The organism is Rhizobium sp. A37_96 (assembly GCF_053521765.1).
Window position 1 is genome coordinate 1 of record NZ_JBNWDS010000009.1, and the last position, 21,319, is coordinate 21,319.

The following is a 21,319-nucleotide window of genomic DNA, read 5'->3' on the forward strand; positions in this document are numbered from 1 at the left end:
TTCGGGTTTATGTTGGTAACGCGGGGTGGAGCAGCCCGGTAGCTCGTCAGGCTCATAACCTGAAGGCCGCAGGTTCAAATCCTGCCCCCGCAACCAAATCCAACGCTACACTATCCAAAAATAGCCTAAAACTGCGATCCAGTGCGCTAAAGTGCTACGATCAATAGGGCTAAATCCCCAGCCCAAAACACAAATTCCAAAACCAACAGGTGCAAAGCGGGGCGCACGTTTGCGCGGATCTTGCGGCGTGCCTGCGGGATATATGATGCGGCGGCAGTTCAATGTCGCATCTCTGACAGGCCGAAAGCGCCAATTATGAGCGGATAGAGCAGACAAAGTCTCTGGATGCTGCGAAGTCTTACTGGCTTGGCGAGGTTTTAGAAAAAGGTCGTATGGAAGTGCTTGTTTCGCAGGCCGTCGTAATTGCGTGTGCTGGTGCTGGCCAGGATATTGCCTGACATCGCGAACAATAGGCGATCTAATCGATTTTCTCGCCGGCTATTCGTGCTCCTATTGCGGATCGGTATATCGGCTACCGTGCGCTGGTCAGCTATGCAAGGATAGACCCTACCGATGAGGTCGCGATGTCAATCGCGAAGGCGACCAAAACGACGTGAATGGTCGCGTCTCGAATCAGGGCGGGAAACCAATCATCGGTCTTTATGGTATCGAAGACATACTGGGCTTCTACCGCCAGTGCCTCAACTATGCTTCTTCGTGAAGAGCTCGTATTCGGACGACGGAGCGGTAAGCAAACGCAACGGCTTTAGTCACCATGACTGCGCCAGGTAACGCTCTCCGCCGCGTCCATTTGGAATTCGTTCAAATGCGTCTTCTTCACAAAGAGAGTGTTAGGCCAATACAGATTGCCGGCCGCGGAGACCTAGATTGATCCTCATTAAGCTATCGTCAAAATAGCTTGTGCCCTCCAATGCTGACATGAACATTGCCATTTTTCTGAATCGATACGGTCGGACCGATAGTGCCTGGGGGAGGCGGGATCGTGATCCCGTTTTTATCGACCTTTGGAATCGATTTATCCGCGACAGCCCCGACCATACTCCGGAGATGATCAAGTTGCTGTTTCAAAGAAGCAACAACATCTTTAAGGCGGCCGTTTTCATCCAGCAACGTCTTGATAACGTTTGTAAGATCATCCAATCCGCTTTTGAAATTACTCCAGCTTCGCAATAGTCCCGGGAGGAAATCGGTTATCTGACTTCCCATCAGACCGGCTGGAGGGTTGACGCCATGAAGGACCAAATCCGCAGCAAATATGCAGTCCCAGAACATGGATTGCTTGCCTGCATCGACGCTCACGTCTCTTTCCCAAACCCACTGGTACCGTGCTGTAGTGGAGGCGGGATCATAAGGACATGCATCTCGAATCATGGCTTCGACTTTGGCGGTGTGGCCCTGCGCAAGATAGGCGAAATAGGCGTTGTCCGGTGCCTGCGACGCGAGCTTGAGGGCGGCACCGTCCAGGCCGGGATCGGTTACCTGATATTTTTTCAGTAGAAATATTGCTGTTGCGGCAAGGTGACGGGCAGAGGGTGCCTTCCCGCCGCCCTGACCAGCTCCCGCCACCAACGCGTTTGCGGTAACATTTAGCGACGAAAAAAAATATGCTGCCGCCTTCTCGCCCATGTCAGTCGGAACCAGTAAATCCTGAAGGTTCTGTAACCCGTCAGCAAGGCTTTTTGCTTGTGCCCGCGTATTGGACAAGGTCGGCATTGGCGGAAGGGGATCAGGCGGTACAATATCCAAGCCGATCAGCTTTTGCAGGTTATTTATGCCGGAGTTGTACGCATTGTAATCCGCCACCAGGTGATCATAAGCGGAGAAAACGTTGTCGACGCTGGGTATTGGCGGAATTGGCAGAAGATTTGCAAGAATATCGCCTGGTGGGCATATAGACGCCGCCGCCGCCTGCTCGCCGACAGTCGATCCAACAAGAAAGATGAGCGAGCAATCCTCAGGCTTAAATAGGCAATTGTTGACACCATCATCACGAAGCGAACAGAACCTCTTGGGAATTCCCATGGGTCTGATCCATTCAATCCACTTTCGAAACCTGGTGCCATCATGAGTTTGAAGAACATAAAGGAGGAGGCCCAATACTTGGTCAGAGTTCAGGTTGGGCTGATCTGCTTTATCCTGGCCTCGTTTCATAATGGCAGGCGAACGCCACCATTGACCTGTCGCCGGATTCTGGGAGTCACGAACCGCATCGCACCCCACGTCTTCCCCAACCGCACATAGCAAGCCATTGAAGAGCAGCATATCGCCGTCATCGCATGGTTCCGGCTCCTTATACTTCGTCTCGTCATCATCCACCTTTGTGGGAAAAGCTCCATTCGATTGCGGCACAACGTGCCCCTCGGTGTCGCAGAATTTTACCTGCTTTCTCCAGAGCTCCATTCTTTGGTTGAGGTCCGTCGGGTCAATCGGCGTGGCTGATGGCGCGTTAGCTGACGGCAGAGCCTGACTGCCGGATTTGGCGTGATCTGCTGCTACTTGCTTTTGAGTGCCCCCGGCTGCCAGTTTTCTTTTGGCCAGGAGCCGCTTGTCGGCTTCGGAAAGTGGCCCGCATTTATCAGGATCCAAACCCGCAAGAACTGAATCTTCCCGGCAAGTATGATGCCGAACCCTATTTCTAAGTTCACTTCTTAGAATGCATTGCCCGGCATTCAGGTCCTCTTCACTGCATGTCTTGTTTGGATGCAGCAGGGCCTGCAATGGCATTCTGGTAAAAAGCTCGCAGTATCCGCGTATCCAGTCATCGTAGATGCAAAGAGAATATCCGGGAGGCGGGGCGGCTGTTGCTGATCCCACAGAAAGCAGCATAATAAGAATCGATGCAATAGCTACAAAGGCTCTCATAGAGGCGTCCCCCTTATAACTGGGCCTCTCAAAATATATCGAATATAGGGAGCCGTCCCCCATCAATTATGATTAGTTGCGTTGAGGTATATCTCTGGTAGGCGTATTAGAAGAATGCGCGATCAGCATCTTCGCACGGTGCCTGCAACGAGCATGATGGCCGCCCCACCTATGCGCGTCACTCGCATTCGGTGTGGACAAAAAGCTGGTTGTCATTTGATTAGGGCAAACAACTTAACGACACGACGATCGGAGTAGTCAAAGCTGTCTTCGAGGAGGCGGGAGTCGAATTTATCCCCGCCAACGGGGGATGGGTTGGGGTGCATTTTAAGAAGCCGGAATAATTCGCAAACGCCGGATATGACGCCAGCTGAGCACACTGAGATCTGAGCGCGTGCGGCCCCGCGCAGTGGGCCGCACGTGACAACGTAACTTACTCAATTCCAAAGATTGCGATCGAGCGGCTATGCGCCTCATCTCGGTCGTTCAACGCTGGCATTAAGCAATTCGTGATGCTCGATGCTGGGTCGGACACTTCTTCCGATCGTTCCAACCGGCTCACAAGCTTAACTTTTTTCGATTGCGTTCAAATGGCTATGGAGAAACTGGGCGACGACATCGTGAAATTTCCGTGGCTCCTCGGAGAACACGAAGTGGCCCGAGTGCTCAAATTCAACCAGCTTGCTGTTCGCTATCAGCCTATTCATCGCGCGACTGGCGCGCGGCGGGCAGACCCAATCATGTGCTCCCACTAAAATGAGGGCAGGGACGGCAATATTTGTCAAAGCTTCCCGGAGGTCGTACCCTGAAGCAATCACCGTCATGAAGTGGCGCATCATTTTGACGTCTGGTTTGGTCGCCGCCAGGAGGCGTCTGACAAGGTCCATATTTGCCGGGGCCGCATAATATGGTCCGACGAGCCTAAAGAATGCTTCAATCGTTTCCGCTGTGATTTCGCCCGAAAAGACTCTTCCAGCGGCCTCCAGGGCTTCGGGGGACGCGCGTGCCGCGAGAGACGGAGCTGACATCCCAGGCTCGTCCTGAATAGGAGCGACCGTAGGCGAGCTTCCCGAGAGTATCAATCCGCCCAGTCGGGTCGGATACCGCAACGCCATTTGCAATGCTACAAACCCGCCTGCAGAATGTCCGAGCACGAACGGTTTGCGCAGCCGCAACTGGGCTGAAAGAACTGCAACGTCGTCTGCCATCTGTTCAAGCGTTGCGGTTTCGAGGGGTGGACGTGCCGAGCGACCTTGCCCTCGCAGATCAACATATACGACCTGGGCGATATCTGCGAGTTTGCCGACGCCGTCCCTGAGGTACCCGTGATCAAACCCAAGTCCGCCATGAAGTGCGATGATCGTTGGCAGTTCGGACAGATGGCCATCGATACCTGTTGTCAGCGCACTTCTCTCCATATCGAAATAGAGTTCGGTGCCGTTCACCGTTGCGTGCAAGATGCAGTCTCCTTCGCGTTCAAATGCGCGAGCTGGATACTTGCCGGGTTCAGTAGAATATAGCTTTCAAAAACGATCCCATGAGCTTCAAATGTAATGCCAACTCTTTCGAGACCGACAATGGCCTCGTTGCCGACAGGGGCGCCGTTTGCTCTGGGATGCACCCGCCGGAGCCAAGGCATTTGCTACGATAAAACATATCCATGCAGGCGTAGTCGATGTGGAATATGCCGAGGATGGACCCGCTGACGACACGCCCGTCCTTCTTCTCCACGGCTGGCCTTATGACATCTATAGCTATGCCGAGGTGACGCCCTTGCTGGCTGCCGCGGGTTATCGCGTGATCGTTCCTTATTTTCGCGGCTATGGCGGGACCAAATTCCTCTCCAGCAAAACGGCGAGAAACGGTCAGCAGGCCGCTACGCGAAAAGTGCGCATGGCAGTCCGGAAAGAATAACTCAAATTGACATCCGCTCGTTCGTGGAAAGCCTTGCCTATGACTACCAAGATACAGGTGCCCAGGTGACTTTGACGACTTCGTCTGATTGGACTTTGGCAACACGCCCTTATGCACTGCGGCGCATTTTGCCCAACCTGATCGACAACGCCTTGAAATTTGCCGGGCAAGCGGAACTGGCGATCGAACGAGGTGGCGGAGGCACGCTTTTAATCCGGGTTATTGATCGAGGGCCGGGGATTCCGGAGCATCCCTGGGGCGCGCGTTCCAGCCATTCTTCAGATTGGAACAGTCCCGGAATCGCGACACGGGTGGAACGGGCCTTGGACTGGCGATCGCCCAGCAACTCGCACGTTCAGTCGGCGGGGATCTAAAGCGTGTCGCATTTATTCAGCCTCATAGCCGGCAGCCTTGAAGAAGTTCCTGCATTCGTTGATGGAGAAGAGGCTGATGATATCGCCAAGGGCTTTGGTGATGGCATCGAAGCTGCGTGCGGCTCGCTTTCGCAGAGGCGCCTTGGGTTTTGAGAAGGCCATCTCGATTGGGTTCAGGTCCGGCGAATAGGGCGGCAGGAAGAGGAGCCATGCGCCATGCGCCCTTCGCCTTGACCAGTTGCTCGGCCCTCTGGCTTTTGTGGAAGCCGACATGGTCGAGGATGACGATATCGCCGACCGACAGTGTCGGCACAAGCTGTGTTTCGATCCAGGTTTCGAAGATGCGGCTGCTCATCGGAGCATCGACGATCCATGGCGCGGTCAGGCCATGGCAGCGCAGTCCGGCAATGAAGGTCTGTGTCTTCCATTTCCCGAAGGGGGCATAGGCGGCAAAGCGCCTGCCTTTTTCAGACCATCCAGTGCGTTTCGTCAGGCGTGTGTTCGTTGAGGTCTCATCGATAAAGATGAGCCGCGACAAGGCCTTGTTGAAGAACCGCTTTCGGCGATTGATCCAAAGGTCACGCGCCCTGGCGCTCTCCGGTCTGCGCTGCTTGCTTGCCTTGAGGCTTTTTTTATTGCTCAACCCGAGCCGGTGCAGAAACCGTCCGACCGTGGCGCGGTGGACTTCAATGCCGCGTTCCGCGAGCGCAACGCACAGTTCGTCCAAAGTCGTTTCGCCACGGACGGACATCCGCTCGCGGACCCAATCAGCATGAGCCAGAAGCTTCGCACCACCAGGCGGGTGGCCCTGCCTGGCGGCGGTCAGAGATTCGGATGACCGATGCAGCATCATCATGTTGTTGACGAACCGAGGCGAAACCAGGAAATGCCGAGCCGCTTCGCGATTGCTATGTCCTTCATTCACAAAGGCAACGACACGCTCACGCAACTCGATGGGATGCGGCTTGCCCATGGTGCATCTCCTTCCATGAGCAAAGTGAATCACAGATCAGGCCAAATGGGAATCCTGAATCCGGTCAGTTGCGACACGCTTTAGATTTGGCGATAGAGGCTGCCCGATTGTTTCAGCTTATGAAGCTTACGTTACCCCCGTAACGAAAGTCAGCTATGCCGCGGGGCGTCGCCAAGCCGCGAAAAGTTGGCAGCGTCGGCGTCGGTAGACCGCGTCATGTGTCCACTCGACTGGCCGAAACTTTATTCCATTCAGTCGGGACGTGTTGATCGCCTATTGCCGTTTTGAACCCGAACGCCGGTTACACGCTCCGATTATCACCGTTGCGAAGCATGCGATTGCTTAGAGCAAAACCGAAAATGATGATCGCAGTCTGGAGTACCTCGGGCTCGTACTGAACGCTATGGCGTGATCTGGCGAAGATTTGGCGCGCCGGACGCGATTCGAACGTGTGGTCCCCGCCTTTAGAGGACAGTGTTTAACTTATGCCGCCAGTCGAGGAACAGTCCGCTCAACCAATCGCAGGAATCGGGTGTGGCGAGTCCCCGCAACCAATCCTTTCCAATCCACCAATACAATAGCACTCGCGCCAAGACTTCACCTGCCCAGGCGATCTAGCTCCGCGCTCCAAACCTCACCACCAACGCATCACAACTAAACAAATCGCCAAAAACAAAGAACAAGACACCAAAGACGTGCCGACAATAACTCGACAAGCCAACGCCTTTTAGTTGAGGCGGGCAATCGCGTCGTCGAGGTTGTCGATTGCCAATTGTTCGTGGGCGATCATGCGGTCGATGTCGATATCCCCGGTAGGCTCCTTCGCAGTTGCAGTCCGCATTTTCAGCTCCAGCAACTCGTTGCGATGGGCGAGCTTCTCTTCTCTAATTCTGATGAGCTTCAAGCGAAAATCATCATTCATCTCAGATCCCTCCGTTTGAGGCCAGCTATCTGACGTTCTCAAGCTGGCTCGTTTGCCCCATCGAAATTACTCGTGTCCTTGCCGCGATAGGTGGTTGGCTCGCCGGCCGCCTCATTGCATTGGGCGGGAGCTTCGAGCCACGCTGCCAATCCGGCCGGCACTGCGACATTCCATGCGCCAAGCGCCTCCACCCATGACAGGGGGTATCGCAGCGCGCTCGCCAGATTGATCGGCGTTCAGCGGATGTGCAAGAGGTATTCGGAAAATCGGTCTCTGGTCAGCTATCCGGCAATTTCGGATGCTGCTTTCACGGTGCCTGAGGACGCTTTAAAGTCAGGCAGACTACAATCCAGCCGCTCCCGATAATGGGTAGAGATGGTGAACAATCCTAACTGAAGAGGGTATAAACGGAAAACCGTCCCATCTTTCGGAGCCGTTTCAGCTAAAGAAGGCTTGGAGCAAAGCTTATGATGATAACCATCGGTGGCGTTATTTCGGCTCCGTATTCTCTTTATCCAATGCGGGGACGAAATCCGGTATTATGTCCGTAGCCTGCCGGCTCGCTCTCAAATCGTTTTCGTCAAAAGCGTATCGGCGCAGGAGGGCAAAAAGAGCCTCATTCATTCGAGCGCCGTCTAAAAGATCGGGACTGTCGCAAATGACGTTGATGGTTCGCTGAACGACGCGATCTATAGCCGCATCCGAATCGACAAATTTACTGGCCCACTGGCGAAGAAGGGCGCGAAGTTGAGGATCTTGCGGCAGGTCCGAGCGGCGTGGAAGGGGCATGTTCACTCCTCCTATCCTTGCAGGCGGGAGCTCATACAGGCCCTCGGTCGCCACCGCGCATAGGATGGAGTAGCGGCGACGGATTGATCGTATCAATTGGCGGGCAAGAGTCCAGCGCGAATTGAGCAGTCCAAGGGACGCGCCAGCACGCCTGTGACATCGCCGCTTGCACTTGTTTCGTAGCGCAACTGCTCCAGGGTCGCGCGTCCGTAGAAACGGGCGAGCTTCTCTTTGTCGATATAGCGTAGCACGGCGATTTCACCTTCAAGTCCGGCTGCGCGATGCGGCGACAAGGCCCGATCGGCGGTCACTTGAACAGTCAACGAGTTGAGGGGCGCAACTCAATGGCTGTTTCCAGCCGGTCAATCATGGCGGTCTTACAGGTTTTCCTTGAGAAGGATTTCGATCCTTATCCGCTCCTGCTCAGCCAGAGGTTCCCGCGCGTCCGCGCGAGCCCGCATGATGCGGATCGCGCTCCGCACGGCATGGCCAGGATCCTGCGCGATAACAGCGTCGATACGGTTGTCGCGCAGCGCCTCCTCGCTGAAAGGCGTGCGCTCGTGAACCACCACCGCGAGTTTTTCAAGATCGGTGTTCGCGGCGATTGCCATAAGGGGAACGCGCGCTTCGGAACTTAGAACGTAAACGGCGGTGACACCGCTGTTGTTTTCGAGCACCCGGGCAATGACCTGATTTGCCCGTCGCTCGTCCGCATGCGTCTCCACCGAAGGGAGAGACTTAAGGAAATGAAATTGTTCATTTATTATCGTATCAAAGCCGTGCCGGCGCTGTATGCTGTCCAGTGATTGCATCGTGTCCGCAACAACCATCACCTTGCCCGGCATTCCGCTGGCAAACGTGCCGATCAACTTTCCGGCTGTTGCGCCGGCCGCGAAGTTGTCGACACCGACGAAATCGGCGGCGGTGAGTTTCTCCTGGCCAGACAGAAATTTTACGACCTTGATGCCTCTTTCGAGAAGCCGTGCCAAAGCATCGCGTACTTGAGGCGACTCCGGCGCCATCAGCGCCACGCCGTCGACCTCGTCTTCGCCTATTCCGGCAAGGTATTTCGCGACGCCGTGGGCATCCTCCGTCTGGATTTGAGCATAGTCGATATCCGTCAGGTCAGCCTTCAGGGCCGTCCTCAAATCCTCCACGCGCCGTAACAGTTCCCGAAGATACAGGTCCCCAGACTTGGGCAGGATGAACCTGAACCGATAGCTCTTGTTGCGCGCCAGGCTGACAGCCGCCGGGTTGCGAATAAAGCCAATGCGTTCAATGGCTTCGTGGACGCTTCGAACGGCCTTCTTGCTCACGTTCGGGCGCTCGTTCAATACCCGATCGACAGTGGCGAGACTGACGCCGGCGGCTTCTGCAAGATCTTTTGCTGTAGGCCGCATGAGGGCTCCCAATCACGATTTGAATAGCTGACCTTTCTCCTAAAAATGGAAAAAACGCAAGAATTGATGTGCGCACCTCAAAAAAAGCTTGCATTGAGGTGCGCACCTCAGTTATCTCTTTGCCACGGTCGCCTGAGTGCCAGACCTGAAAGAAAGTCGAGGAACCGGGCCTGAGATGCGTTTTGCAGCGCCTCTCGCCGTGGCGCTTTGATTTGCCCCTCTCGATGGAGGTCGAGAGGTTTAACGGGAGGATACCGATTATGAAGTCTCTTTTGATGAGCTCGGCACTTGCTGCCGGGATATATATTGCCGTGTCCGGAGCCATGGCTTCACATGCGCAGGCCGCCGACCTCACGCTGTGCTGGGCGGCATGGGATCCAGCGAATGCGCTCGTGGAGCTTAGCAAGGATTTCGAGAGCAAGACCGGCAACAAGATGCACTACGAGTTCGTTCCATGGCCGAATTTCGCGGACCGCATGCTGAACGAGCTGAACTCCAGCGGCAAGCTTTGCGACCTGATGATCGGCGACAGCCAGTGGATCGGCGGCGCGGCGGAAAACGGACAATACATCAAGCTCAATGATTTCTTCGACAAGCAAGGAATCAAGATGGACGATTTCATCCCCGCGACCGTTGTCGGATATGCCGAGTGGCCGAAGAACACGCCGAACTACTGGGCAATGCCGGCATTCGCAGACGTCGTCGGATGGACCTATCGCAAGGACTGGTTTTCGCGCCCTGAACTGCAGGCCGAATTCAAGAAGAAGTACAACCGCGATCTCGCCGTTCCGAAGACCTGGGATGAGCTGACGGATATCGCGCAGTTCTTCCAGGGCCGCGTGATCGACGGCAAGAAGATCTACGGGGCTGCCATTTACACGGAGCGCGGCTCCGAAGGCATCACCATGGGCGCCATGAATGCGCTCTACAGCTACGGCTTCCAGTATCAGAATCCGAAGAAGCCCTACGATCTCGAAGGCTTCGTAAATTCGGCCGGAGCGGTCGCGGGTCTCGAAGAATACAAGAAACTCTACGATTGCTGCACGCCGCCCGGTCATTCCGACGCCTACATGACCGAAGACGTTGATGCCTACAAGTCCGGCCAGGTCGCCCTGCAGATGAACTTCACCTTCACTTGGCCGGGCATCAATGCTGACGCGAATGTCGGCGGCGACAAGACCGGCTACTTCCTGAACCCTGCCGGCCCCAATGGCGCGCAGTTCGCTCAGCTGGGGGGGCAGGGTATTTCCGTGGTGGCGGCTTCCGACAAGCAGGCAGAGGCGCTTGCCTACATAAAATGGTTCGGGCAGCCCGAAATCCAGCAGAAATGGTGGAAGCTCGGAGGCTACTCGGCCTTGAAGGCGGTCGTTGACGACCCGAGCTTCCCCACCAGCCAGCCCTATGCCAAGCCGTTCCTGGATTCCATGGCGATTGTCGAGGATTTCTGGGCCGAGCCGTCCTACGCGTCCCTCTTGCAGGCATCGCAGAAGCGTTTCCATGACTATGTGGTTGCAAACCAGGGCAGCGCAAAAGACGCGCTCGACGGGCTTGTGAAGGATTGGAAGGCCGTCTTCGAGGACGATGGCAAATACTGACGCCGACATCGGCTAGATCTTGGCCGTGAGCGTCGCGCAGGGCCGGCCATGTGGATCGAGCCGGCCCTGCCCATTATCATCTTCATGCCAAGGAGACGGATATGCTCCACTCACCGATCGATCGGATCGCCAGTGCGACTCCGCCTGCAATCGCGGCGCGCGTCAGAGGTCTGTCTGATCGCGCCATAGCCTGGCTCTTCGTCGCGCCGTCGATCGTCTTGCTGCTCGCCATCAACATCTTTCCACTGATCTGGACGGTTCGGCTCAGCTTCACCAATTTCCGGGTAAACCGGCCCAATGAACCGATACAGTTTGTGGGCTTCAGGAACTACATCAACATCCTGACGGACAGCGATATCTGGCAGAGCATGCAGGCGACCGCCCATTTTCTGATCTGGACCATCGTCCTGCAGGTGCTGATCGGCTTCTCGCTGGCCTACCTCATCAACAAGAAGTTCCGCGGCAACGACCTCTGGACGACGATCATCGTGCTTCCGATGATGCTCAGTCCCGCCGTCGTCGGCAACTTCTGGACCTTTCTCTACCAGCCCCAAATCGGTCTCTTCAATTATGTGGTCGGCTTCCTGATCGGGAGCGATCCCTCCAGCTTCTCGATGATTGCGAGCACGTCGCTGGCGCCCTGGGCGATCGTCATCGTGGACACATGGATGTGGACGCCTTTCGTGATGCTGATTTGCCTTGCGGGCCTGCGCTCCATTCCAAACAGCATCTACGAGGCTGCCGAATGCGACCGGGCGAGCAAGTGGCGCCAATTCTGGACCATCACCATCCCGATGGTGCTGCCGTTCCTGATGCTGGCTGTCCTTTTCCGCGGCATCGAGAATTTCAAGATGTTCGACCTCGTCGTCCAGCTGACCGGCGGCGGCCCGGGATCGATCACCGAACTGACGTCCATCAACCTGAAGCGTGCCGCTTTCGAGCAATGGCGCACCGGCTACGCATCCGCCTATGCCGTCATTCTTTTCGTCACCGTGTTCGGCCTCGCGTCGATCTACGTCAAAGCCCTGAACAAGGTCAAACAACGATGAGCAGCTATTCCGTAACCGAGCCGTCGGGACGTCAGAAGTGGTTTGCCGGTACTCTGGTCGTTCTCTATTCGGTCATCACACTTCTCCCCCTGTTCTGGATCATTGCGACCGGATTTAAATCGCCGGCCGATGCAATTGCCTATCCACCGAAACTAGTCTTCCAGCCGACGGTTGAGGGATATGTCAATCTTTTCACCACCCGTACCCGCGTGCCCGCGGACCAGATGAAGGCGCTCGGCGAGCCGACGACCTGGTACGACAAGCTGGTTCGCAAGGACGGCGTCATTATTACCGGCGCGTCGCGCTTTGCCGAACGGTTCTACAATTCCGTTATCATCGGCTTCGGCTCGACAGTGCTGTGCATCGTGCTCGGCACGGCGGCGGCCTACGCCTTCTCCCGCTTCAAGGTGCCGTTGAAGGACGACCTGCTATTTTTCATTCTATCGACCCGCATGATGCCGCCGATCGCGGTCGCGATCCCGATCTTCCTGATGTTCCGATCGCTTGGTCTCAGCGACACGCATGCCGGCATGATCCTGCTCTATACGGCGGTCAACCTGTCTCTTTCCGTGTGGCTGCTCAAGGGTTTCATCGACGAAATCCCGATCGAATACGAGGAGGCCGCCCTCATCGACGGCTACACGCGCTTCCAGGCCTTCTACAAGGTCGTCTTGCCTCAAGCCGTCACCGGCATCGCGTCAACGGCGATCTTCTGCCTGATCTTCGCCTGGAATGAATACGCGTTTGCGGTGCTGCTTACCTCCGGCAATGCACAAACGGCGCCGCCCTTCATACCGACAATCATCGGCGTCAGCGGCCAGGACTGGCCGGCGGTCGCGGCCGGTGCAACCATCTTCCTGGTCCCGGTCATGGTTTTCACGATCCTGCTCCGTAAACATCTCTTGCGTGGCATAACCTTCGGAGCGGTCCGCAAATGACGACGTTTCTCAATCGCCTGTTACGCCTGCGGCGCGACGCATGGGAGATGCTGGCGTCGGTCCTGATTGCGCTCGGTGTGGTCATGCTGATGCAGCCCCTGTCGCTATCGCTTTACTCGTACTCTTTCCTCGTGACGCTGGTTGGAACCGTGATGTTCATCATCGTCAGCCATTTTCCGGAGTGAACCATGGCACAGATCAGAATTGAGAATGTGCGCAAGGATTTCGGGGAGTTCAACGCGGTAAAGTCTTCCACTTTCACGGTCGAGGATGGTGAGTTCTTCATGCTTCTCGGTCCGTCCGGGTGCGGGAAGACGACCACCCTGCGGATGATGGCCGGTCTCGAACTTCCAACCAGCGGGAAAATCTACATCGGCGGTGAAGAGGTGGGGATGAAGCGGGCGAGCGAGCGCGACATCGCCTTCGTCTTCCAGATGTTCGCTCTCTACCCGCATATGAATGTGCGCAGGAATATTTCCTATCCCCTGGTGAGCCAAGGCATGAGAAAGGCCGAGGTCGCAGCGCGTGTCGCGGAGGTTGCAAAGATCCTGAGGATCGAAACCATTCTCGACAAGCCGGTCGGCGGCCTTTCCGGTGGTGACCGGCAACGCGTCGCGCTTGGACGCGCCATCGTTCGCAACCCAAAAGCCTTCTTCATGGATGAGCCGCTGGGCGCCCTCGACGCCGAGTTCAGGGAACATATGGCGGAAGAATTGCGGGCTCTGCACGATCGCATGGGCGCCACCACGGTCTATGTAACCCATGACCAGCTGGAGGCCATGCAGATGGGCGACAAGATCGTGGTGATGAACCACGGGGTCGTTGAACAATTCGGCAAACCGCAGCAGATCTACGACTGGCCGGCGACGAAGTTCGTCGCGAAATTCATCGGCTCGCCACCGATGAATTTCCTGGAGTTCGAAGGCTCGGTCAAAGCCGGCAGCGACCATGTCAGCCTCTCCGGGCACATGGTAAAGGTGCCGATGTCTCGTGACGACGGGCTCGGCAAGCTGGCGCTGGGTATCAGGCCCGAGCATATCCGCTTCAAGGACAGCTCTGCTTACAGAGGCCGGGTTATCGCCGTCGAATATCTCGGCACGACGCAGATCGTCACGATCGAGACCGCGCATGGTGAGATCAAGGCCCGGACCCCTTCAAACCAATCCGCACATGTCGGAGAATTGATCGGCCTGGATTTCGATTCCAGAAACCTGACGATCTTTGACTCCGCGACCGGAAACGCGCTTGTTTCCGAGGCTAACGAGGAGGTGTTGAACCGTGGCTGAGGTCATACTGAAAAACATCACAAAATCCTTCGCCGGCCACATGGCACTCGACGGGGTTTCGATGATCGTGCCCGACGGGGCGTTCGTCGTCCTCCTGGGTCCGACAGGCGCTGGCAAGACGACGACCTTGCGGATGGTGTCGGGGCTCGATCATCCCGATGCCGGGGAGGTGATGATTGGCGGCCGGTCCATGCGCGGGCTGACGCCTGCGCAGCGCAACGTTGCAATGGTGTTCCAGCAATATTCGCTCTATCCGCATCTGTCGGTACGCCAGAACCTGGAATTTCCCCTGAGGTCGCCGTTGCTGAAGACACCACAGCGCATGATCGACGAGAAGGTCAATGCGATCGCGGAAATCCTCCAGATCTCTCACAAGCTCGAGAACAAGGCGACGGCGCTTTCGGGCGGCGAGATGCAGCGCGTGTCGATCGGACGCGCGCTGGTAAGAAATCCGCAGATCTATCTGATGGATGAACCGCTGAGCTCACTTGATGCGAAGCTTCGCGCGGATCTGCGCGTCGAACTCAAAAGCATTCAGACCAGATCCGGCGCGACGCTGCTTTATGTCACCCATGACCAGGTCGAGGCGATGACGATGGCAACGCATGTCGGCGTTCTTCACGAAGGCAAGCTTGTCCAGTTCGGCCCATCGCGCGAAATCTACGAACAACCGGTCAGTATCTATGCAGCCACGCGCCTCGGGCAGCCACGCATCAATGTCGTTCCCGCCGAGCTTTTCCCGGGCGCGCCGGCCAAGGCCAGGTCGATAGGCCTGCGCCCGGAACATATCGATCAAGGTGATGGACAGGAGGCCACGGTTACGCGAGTGGAGCATCTGGGCGACCAGACGCGCCTGCATCTTTCGTTCAAGGAACACACTCTAATCACCGTCACCGACGCCCATACCGGGCTGAAGGGTGGCGATGCCATTAAAATCCAGCCAAACAAGCCGCTCTACTTCGACGCGGACGGCATGCGCTTAGTTTAAGGGAGGCGAGAATGTCACAATTTCTCAACAGCAAGGAAAACGCCGTCACCGAAGCAATCGACGGTCTTCTCGCTGCATCCGGCGGCGCGCTCAGCCGTCTCGACGGTTATCCGCATATCCGCGTCGTCGTCCGTTCGGATTGGGACAAGAGCAAGGTTGCGATCGTCTCGGGAGGCGGCTCCGGGCACGAGCCCGCCCATGTCGGCTTCGTCGGCAGGGGGATGCTGACGGCGGCGGTCTGTGGCGATGTATTCGCGTCTCCCAGCGTCGATGCGATCCTGGCCGGCATCTTGGCCGTGACCGGACCGGCCGGTTGCCTTCTCATCGTCAAGAACTATACCGGCGATCGCCTGAACTTCGGTCTGGCGGCCGAGCGCGCCCGGGCTTACGGATTGAACGTCGATATGGTCATCGTCGACGACGACATTGCGCTGCCCGACCTGCCGCAGCCGCGCGGTGTGGCGGGAACGCTCTTCGTTCACAAAGTCGCGGGCGCCTTGGCCGAAGGCGGCGCGGATCTTGTGTCCGTCGCCGAAGCCGCGCGCCGCGTCATTGCCGCCACCAGCACGATCGGAATGTCGCTCGACACCTGCACCGTTCCGGGTTCTCCGAAGGAAAACCGCATTCCCGCAGGCCACGTCGAGATCGGCCTTGGCATTCACGGCGAGGCCGGGGTCGAGCAGATCGAGTATTCCGGTGCGAGAGCGGCAGTCGCCGCGATGGTCGAGCGCCTTGCCGCAACGATGGACGACCGGCCTCATGTCGTCCTTGTGAACAATCTCGGCGGCACCTCGATCCTCGAAATGTCGGTCATCGTTCATGAACTCGTCCAATCGGCGATCGCGGGCAAGATCTCGCACATTGTCGGACCGGCAGCGATGATGACATCCCTCGACATGAAGGGGTTCTCGATCTCGGTCTTTCCGGCCGACAAGACGGAGCTGGGGCTTTTGTCCAGACCGGTCGCGCTTCCGGCATGGCCGGGCGTGACGGCCATCAAATCTGTTGCCGTCCTTTCCCTTCCGGACGGCCTGACGCCGATAGCCCCGCTGGCGTCCAGGCACGAACCGACCCGCCAGTTCCTGACGGATTGCTGCAATCTTCTCATTGACGCGGAACGGGACCTGAACGCACTGGATGCGAAGTCCGGCGATGGCGATACCGGTTCGACGCTGGCCGGTGCCGCCCGCGCGCTTATCGAGGCGCTCGATCGGCTTCCCCTTTCGGATCACACGCAGCTTTTCCGCGCCATGGGGCAGGAGCTCAGCCAGACCATGGGCGGGTCGTCGGGCGTACTTCTCGCGATCTTCTTCGCCGCGGCCGGGGATGGCGCGTCAAGCGGGCTGACCATTCGCGAAGCGCTGAACGCGGGTCTTTTGCGGATGCAGGAGATCGGTGGAGCACGTTTGGGGGATCGAACCATGGTGGACGCTCTGTCCCCCGCCCTCGACGCACTTGATGACGGATTGGCCCAGGCGGCAAAAGCAGCCCGGGCGGGCGCCGATTTGACCGCCACGCTCGTCCATGCCAAGGCGGGGCGCGCTGCCTACATCAATGCGAAGCAGCTGGAGGGTCATGTCGATCCCGGCGCGGAAGCCGTGGCTCGCCTTTTCGAGTATCTTGCCCTACGCACCGACGCAGCCTCGAGCAATTCCAGGAAAAGTGTATAGCGATTTTCCGTCCGGAACTGCGTAAAAACAAAGGGATAGAGCGCCTTCGCGATTCAAGAAAAATCAGAGAGGTTCCATCCATCGTCAGGCATGCACGCGATTGGTGCACGCCTGACGACTTGATCTCGGCGATGGACGTCAGGAATGACATGGGCCTCCCGCTCATCCTTGCACAGTGGAAATTGCAATATTCACGGAGCACATAGCAAGCGTGGTGATCGCGGCGGCGGATCTTCCGGTCGCGGATGCGGCTCATCTGCTTTTTTGGAGTGACGAATCGTGGATTGTGCGCCCAGCATCCAAGCCGGATCTTCAACAACGCAAACGCGGCCCTAGCATCGGGATGCCTGCTCACCCCAGCATGGTCTCTTGTCCGCCTGTCGAGACGGAGGATTGCCACAACGACATCGCGTAACTGATGGTCAAAACCGCAGTAATCTTGACGCCGATCAATGAACGGGAGCCGCGATGTCTTAGGCTTGTGTCGTCCATTACCGGCACAGGAGCTTGCATTTCATGTCCTACAAAACGGTTTTAAGTGTCGTAGCCGCTCGGCACGACGATGACGATCTGCAGACGGCCATCTCGTTTTGCGAAGCGACGAATGCGCACCTCGTTCTGCTTGTCCTCGGCTTTGGCGCCATGCCTCCCTATAGCGGATATGGGGATACGTCCGCCAGCATCTGGGTTAGCGAGCGGGAACGCGAAACGGCCGAACTCACCGCGAGGGTCGCCGCCATCAAGGCAAAGCTCGCGGTCGCCGGCATATCCTCCGAGGTCGAGGAATTCTTCTGCGATTTTCCATGGTCCTCGGACCTTCTGGGGCAGCGCGCGCTTTACGCCGATGTCACGCTGATCGGCGGACGAATGGCGTCCGATGAGAACCTGCGCGGTTTCATCGTCGACGGAGCGCTGTTTCACTCTCCGACACCGGCTCTGGTCGTTCCGCAGGGCAGTCCGCTCGCATGGCCGCCTCGAAAAATCCTGCTGGCCTGGGATTCCGGCGATGATGCCGGCCGCGTCGTTCGTCAGTCGATTGGCCTGCTGAACAGGGCCGAGCGGGTGCATGTAACCATGGTCGATCCGGTCGCCTCGCCCGGACGACAGGGAGAAGAGCCGGGTGCTGACATTGCCGCCTATCTGGCGCGGCATGGGGTCAACGTCGCGGTCGACATCATCGCCGGCGGCAGACGTCCGATCGACGATGTCCTGCGCCAGCATGCGATTGATATCGGTGCGGATCTTCTCGTCATGGGTTGCTATGGTCACTCCCGGTTGCGCGAGCGAATTCTGGGAGGCGTAACCCGCAGCATGCTCGAGCATGCGAACCTGCCCATCTTGATGGGACGCTAGGCATTCGAATTTCGACCATGCTTGTCTCCCGAGGCGTATTCGACCTCAAGCAATCATGGAATCACGCTTGCGCGGCTCGCGAAACGTGACCTCTGGTCCGCGCGGGCCGCCGCCAGCCTTGGCATCATTCGGGATCGGAGCAGACGTAGCGACCGTTTCCTGCTGAAATTTCGCTCGGAATATCTGCAACGGGCAGTGCGCAGGCTGCGCAGCGGCGCTTGATTTCGGCCTTCACGCGCGCCGGATTTTTTCCGCTTTCAATGATTTTCAATGATGGGGATTGGCATCGAGATCGGCATGGCGCTGTTCGAGACAGCGTCTCTCGGCTCGAACTATGCGCTCGCCTGTCACGCAAGAATCCTGCCTCGCCCGATACGCAACAGCAATGTCGAGGAGAACACACGATATCGCTGTACCGCTGCCATAGCCGGCATCGGACGAGGCCCGGACAGGTGACGCCGTGGGGTTTCAGGCGCCACCATGTCGCTCGAAGCGGTTGCGTTCAGATCATGCCGATGTAGGGATCGATATAGACGAGGTTATCGAAGACGGCGCGCACGCCAGGGACGTTTTCCGCGGCGACCTTCGCGGCCAGGCGCTCGCGCTCATCCAGGATGCTGCCGGAAAGTTCGGCAACGCCGTCGGTAACCTTCACCTGGACGGAGCCGCTTCTGCTCCAGCTTTGCGTTGCGAGTTCGTTTATGATTGCTGCCTCGATCTCCCGATCCTTGCCGCCGGCCGCCTGAGAGGGAAGCAGTTCGGCGAGCGCTTTCAGAAGATCGGATCGGGACACGATACCCACCAGTTTGCCGCGCGCGACGACGGGAAGGCGTTTGACGTGATGCTTTTCCATCAGTCCCACCACCTCCTGCAAGGTCGTTGCAGAGGTTACGGAGACGACGGTGGAGCTCATGACCTCCCCGACGGTGCGGCCATGCGTCGAGACATATTCGTCCGCGAGCTTCCCGGGGCTTGTCAGGAACTCCAGCAGCCAGGAGCGTTTGCGTTCGGTCTTGAGTTCGGTCCGTCTGATCAAGTCGCCTTCGCTGACGATGCCGACGAGCCCGCCGTCCGCATCGACGACGGGAAGACCGCTGATGTGATTGTCGAGCATCGTCTTTGCCGCGTCCGCGACGGATGTTTCGGGACGGACGGCTATCGCGGGTGATGTCATGATCGCGTGAACAAGCATGTAGAGCGTACTCCTCTTGAGTAAATCCATGCCATAGGGATCAGCATGTTCGGCTCAGAATAGAGGGCACACGGCTTTTCACTTTGATCACGATCAACGAAAGGTGCGGTATCCTCTCGTTGACGAACCCGCATGGGCCAATCCGCGTTTGTCTGTCCGGCCTGGTCTATCGCCGCCTCAGGTCGGGCGTCCTCGACCGGGCCGGCAAGAAGAAAATAAGGGGATTGAAATGCCATCCATTCGGTGATGACGGGGATCTCGCCAAGCACGAGCCGACGAGGGATGTCGGCGCTGGAAGAGAGGCGCTGTTCGGGCGTCGATTTCTCAATGGATGCAATCACGGCTCGCCCGGCAGCTGGTAAGGCCCGCTCAGTCGAGCTTTCCGGTGAAGACATAGCCGACGCCGCGTACCGCCTTGATGAATTGCGGCTTCTTCGGATCCGTCTCGATCTTGCGGCGCAGCCTTACGATCTGGGCGTCGATCGTGCGGTCGAACGCTTCCAGGTCGCGTCCCCGGGTGAGATCCATCAGGACTTCGCGCGTCAGCACCCTTCCGGCGTTGCGCACGAGGGCCGTCAGCATCTCGAACTCTCCGGTCGTCAGTCCGACGTCCTGTCCCTGGGGATCGAGCACTTGACGCCGACTGATGTTCAGCCGCCATCCCTCGAAACGGATGATGTCCTCGGCGGTCGGTTCCGTGCTCCGGGCGGGAGCCTGGCGGCGACGCAGGATCGACTTGAGGCGGGCATGGACCTCGCGAAGGTGAAAAGGCTTGGCGATATAGTCGTCAGCGCCGATCTCCAGCCCGACGATGCGATCGACGACATCGTCGCGGCCGGTCAGCATCATGATCGGCACGTCCGACGTGGTGCGAATTTCGCGGGCGAGATCAAGCCCGTCCACGCCGCCGGGCAGGACAAGATCGAGCAGAATGGCATCGAAGTTTTGCTGGCGCAGGCGGGCACGCATTTCGTTTCCGTCCGAAGCCGAAGCAACGGTGTAGCCTTCGTCCTCGAAATAGCGCGTCAACATCTGGCGGATGCGCGGGTCGTCGTCGACGACAAGCAGGTGCGCTTCGTGCTGGAGTGCCGCCATCGTCGATCCGGTCAATGTATCAAGCCGCCATTGTTACAGACTGTTACCAAACAGCACCGTCTTTAACACGCACGGCATCCTGGTGTCACCAGCAACGGGTCATCTGTCGTCATCGGCGACACAGAGGATCGGTCATGCTGCAGGCGAACAATATTCATCATCTGAGGGAAGTCACCAGCGCAGCGCTCCTCGGCCCGGAGCCGAATTATCTGCAGGCGCTTTTCAGAAAGCAGCCAGTCGAACATTTCGCCGCCGGCCAGACGCTGTTCTTCGAAGGCGACATCGCAAAACACCTCTTCGAAGTCGTCGAGGGCAGCCTGCGCATCTTCAAGATCATCTCGGACGGCCGTCGCGTCATCACCGGCTTTCTGCATAGCGGCGACATTGTCGGCGTCTCTCTGAAGAGCCACTATCTCTATAGCGCCGAAGCAATCGTCGATACCCGCATACGTCGCTTCTCGCGCAAGGCTTTCGAGGCCGAAGTTGCCAGCTGCCCGGAACTGCGGCCCGAGGTTTTTGCGCGGCTCTGCGACGAAATGGCCGCCGCTCAGGACCAGATGGTGCTTTTGTCGCGCAAGAGCGCCGAGGAGCGGGTCTGCACGTTTCTTCTCAAGCAGATGCCGTGCGAGCCCGGCGAGCGAGGATACAACGCCGTTGTCGATCTGCCGATGACAAGGCTCGACATCGCCGATTATCTCGGTCTCACGATCGAGACCGTCTCGCGCACGATGACGAAGCTCGCGCAAAAGGGCATTGTCTGCCCGGCCGGCCGCCATGCCGTACGGATCATGAAATACGGGCTGCTTGTCCAGCTTTCCGGTGATGGCGAATATTTTGGCGACGAGCGCGGTCAGATCGCTTACGCTGGCGCCAATCGCCATTGATCCGGAATGAAGAA

The 21,319-nt window shown here is 57.7% G+C and carries 19 protein-coding genes, 1 tRNA gene and 3 pseudogenes; 13 read left to right on the forward strand and 10 right to left on the reverse strand.

What is annotated here, in order from left to right:
* The first annotated feature begins 19 nt into the window (after window positions 1-19).
* Window positions 20-96: transfer RNA gene (locus ACQZ6J_RS21175), tRNA-Met, on the forward strand.
* Between the two features lie 813 nt (window positions 97-909).
* On the opposite strand, the gene ACQZ6J_RS21180 is transcribed toward ACQZ6J_RS21175, so the two are convergent.
* Window positions 910-2,883, reverse strand: coding sequence for a hypothetical protein (locus ACQZ6J_RS21180; protein ID WP_449085501.1), 1,974 nt, complete (start codon window positions 2,881-2,883; stop codon window positions 910-912).
* A 566-nt stretch (window positions 2,884-3,449) separates the two neighbouring features.
* Complete coding sequence (locus ACQZ6J_RS21185) at window positions 3,450-4,340, reverse strand: alpha/beta fold hydrolase (RefSeq protein WP_449085502.1); 891 nt, start codon at window positions 4,338-4,340, stop codon at window positions 3,450-3,452.
* A gap of 181 nt (window positions 4,341-4,521) precedes the next feature.
* Between ACQZ6J_RS21185 and ACQZ6J_RS21190 the strand changes: the two are divergent.
* Both ACQZ6J_RS21190 and ACQZ6J_RS21195 read left to right on the forward strand, forming a co-directional pair.
* Window positions 4,522-4,761 (forward strand): annotated as a pseudogene (locus ACQZ6J_RS21190) (alpha/beta fold hydrolase); the annotation flags it as partial.
* Window positions 4,761-5,212 (forward strand): annotated as a pseudogene (locus tag ACQZ6J_RS21195) (sensor histidine kinase); the annotation flags it as partial. The pseudogenes ACQZ6J_RS21190 and ACQZ6J_RS21195, both read left to right, overlap by 1 nt.
* Here the strand turns inward: ACQZ6J_RS21195 and ACQZ6J_RS21200 are convergent.
* The 6 genes and pseudogenes from ACQZ6J_RS21200 to ACQZ6J_RS21225 all read right to left on the reverse strand — a co-directional run bounded on the left by ACQZ6J_RS21200 (window position 5,184) and on the right by ACQZ6J_RS21225 (window position 9,255).
* Window positions 5,184-5,444 carry a transposase gene (locus tag ACQZ6J_RS21200; RefSeq protein ID WP_449085647.1) on the reverse strand — a complete coding sequence of 87 codons (261 nt, stop codon included), beginning with the start codon at window positions 5,442-5,444 and terminating at the stop codon, window positions 5,184-5,186. The pseudogene ACQZ6J_RS21195 and the gene ACQZ6J_RS21200 sit on opposite strands and share 29 nt — an antisense overlap.
* Window positions 5,425-6,144, reverse strand: a pseudogene (locus tag ACQZ6J_RS21205) (IS630 family transposase); the annotation flags it as partial. The pseudogene ACQZ6J_RS21205 and the gene ACQZ6J_RS21200, both read right to left, overlap by 20 nt.
* A 727-nt stretch (window positions 6,145-6,871) precedes the next feature.
* Entirely contained in the window at window positions 6,872-7,066 is a 195-nt protein-coding gene (locus ACQZ6J_RS21210; protein ID WP_163993621.1) for a hypothetical protein, read from the reverse strand.
* Between the two features lie 489 nt (window positions 7,067-7,555).
* Window positions 7,556-7,855 (reverse strand): hypothetical protein, encoded by a 300-nt coding sequence (locus ACQZ6J_RS21215; protein WP_163993623.1) that lies wholly within the window; start codon window positions 7,853-7,855, stop codon window positions 7,556-7,558.
* Window positions 7,856-7,947: 92 nt separating this feature from the next.
* Window positions 7,948-8,148, reverse strand: a complete 201-nt coding sequence (locus ACQZ6J_RS21220; RefSeq protein WP_163993625.1) for a hypothetical protein — start codon at window positions 8,146-8,148, stop codon at window positions 7,948-7,950.
* An 84-nt stretch (window positions 8,149-8,232) separates the two neighbouring features.
* Complete coding sequence (locus ACQZ6J_RS21225) at window positions 8,233-9,255, reverse strand: LacI family DNA-binding transcriptional regulator (RefSeq protein WP_163993627.1); 1,023 nt, start codon at window positions 9,253-9,255, stop codon at window positions 8,233-8,235.
* Window positions 9,256-9,515: 260 nt separating this feature from the next.
* Between ACQZ6J_RS21225 and ACQZ6J_RS21230 the strand changes: the two genes are divergently transcribed.
* From ACQZ6J_RS21230 to ACQZ6J_RS21270, 9 genes are all read left to right on the forward strand, one after another.
* Window positions 9,516-10,850 carry an ABC transporter substrate-binding protein gene (locus ACQZ6J_RS21230; RefSeq protein WP_163993629.1) on the forward strand — a complete coding sequence of 445 codons (1,335 nt, stop codon included), beginning with the start codon at window positions 9,516-9,518 and terminating at the stop codon, window positions 10,848-10,850.
* Between the two features lie 101 nt (window positions 10,851-10,951).
* Window positions 10,952-11,899 (forward strand): carbohydrate ABC transporter permease, encoded by a 948-nt coding sequence (locus ACQZ6J_RS21235; protein ID WP_163993631.1) that lies wholly within the window; start codon window positions 10,952-10,954, stop codon window positions 11,897-11,899.
* Window positions 11,896-12,837, forward strand: coding sequence for a carbohydrate ABC transporter permease (locus tag ACQZ6J_RS21240; protein ID WP_449085503.1), 942 nt, complete (start codon window positions 11,896-11,898; stop codon window positions 12,835-12,837). Before ACQZ6J_RS21235 ends, ACQZ6J_RS21240 begins: the two co-directional genes overlap by 4 nt.
* Window positions 12,834-13,022 (forward strand): hypothetical protein, encoded by a 189-nt coding sequence (locus tag ACQZ6J_RS21245; protein WP_163993635.1) that lies wholly within the window; start codon window positions 12,834-12,836, stop codon window positions 13,020-13,022. The genes ACQZ6J_RS21240 and ACQZ6J_RS21245 overlap by 4 nt, the downstream gene beginning before the upstream one ends.
* A gap of 3 nt (window positions 13,023-13,025) precedes the next feature.
* On the forward strand, window positions 13,026-14,123 hold the full coding sequence (locus tag ACQZ6J_RS21250; RefSeq protein WP_449085504.1) for an ABC transporter ATP-binding protein: 1,098 nt from the start codon (window positions 13,026-13,028) through the stop codon (window positions 14,121-14,123).
* Window positions 14,116-15,111, forward strand: a complete 996-nt coding sequence (locus ACQZ6J_RS21255) for an ABC transporter ATP-binding protein (protein ID WP_449085505.1) — start codon at window positions 14,116-14,118, stop codon at window positions 15,109-15,111. Before ACQZ6J_RS21250 ends, ACQZ6J_RS21255 begins: the two co-directional genes overlap by 8 nt.
* A gap of 11 nt (window positions 15,112-15,122) precedes the next feature.
* Window positions 15,123-16,781, forward strand: a complete 1,659-nt coding sequence (locus ACQZ6J_RS21260; RefSeq protein WP_449085506.1) for a dihydroxyacetone kinase subunit DhaK — start codon at window positions 15,123-15,125, stop codon at window positions 16,779-16,781.
* Between the two features lie 516 nt (window positions 16,782-17,297).
* The gene (locus tag ACQZ6J_RS21265) at window positions 17,298-18,134 is read left to right on the forward strand and encodes a universal stress protein (RefSeq protein ID WP_449085507.1); all 837 of its coding nucleotides are present in this window, start codon (window positions 17,298-17,300) and stop codon (window positions 18,132-18,134) included.
* A gap of 270 nt (window positions 18,135-18,404) precedes the next feature.
* The gene (locus tag ACQZ6J_RS21270) at window positions 18,405-18,590 is read left to right on the forward strand and encodes a hypothetical protein (protein ID WP_449085508.1); all 186 of its coding nucleotides are present in this window, start codon (window positions 18,405-18,407) and stop codon (window positions 18,588-18,590) included.
* A gap of 46 nt (window positions 18,591-18,636) precedes the next feature.
* Here ACQZ6J_RS21270 and ACQZ6J_RS21275 read toward each other — a convergent pair whose 3' ends face one another.
* Both ACQZ6J_RS21275 and ACQZ6J_RS21280 read right to left on the reverse strand, forming a co-directional pair.
* A complete protein-coding gene (locus ACQZ6J_RS21275; RefSeq protein WP_449085509.1) occupies window positions 18,637-19,326 on the reverse strand; it encodes a CBS domain-containing protein in 690 nt (229 codons plus the stop codon).
* A gap of 369 nt (window positions 19,327-19,695) precedes the next feature.
* Window positions 19,696-20,421 carry a response regulator gene (locus tag ACQZ6J_RS21280; RefSeq protein WP_449085510.1) on the reverse strand — a complete coding sequence of 242 codons (726 nt, stop codon included), beginning with the start codon at window positions 20,419-20,421 and terminating at the stop codon, window positions 19,696-19,698.
* Window positions 20,422-20,555: 134 nt separating this feature from the next.
* On the opposite strand from ACQZ6J_RS21280, the gene ACQZ6J_RS21285 reads away from it, so the two are divergent.
* Window positions 20,556-21,305: a Crp/Fnr family transcriptional regulator gene (locus ACQZ6J_RS21285; RefSeq protein ID WP_449085511.1), complete on the forward strand. Its 750-nt coding sequence runs from the start codon at window positions 20,556-20,558 to the stop codon at window positions 21,303-21,305.
* Window positions 21,306-21,319 lie beyond the last annotated feature (14 nt).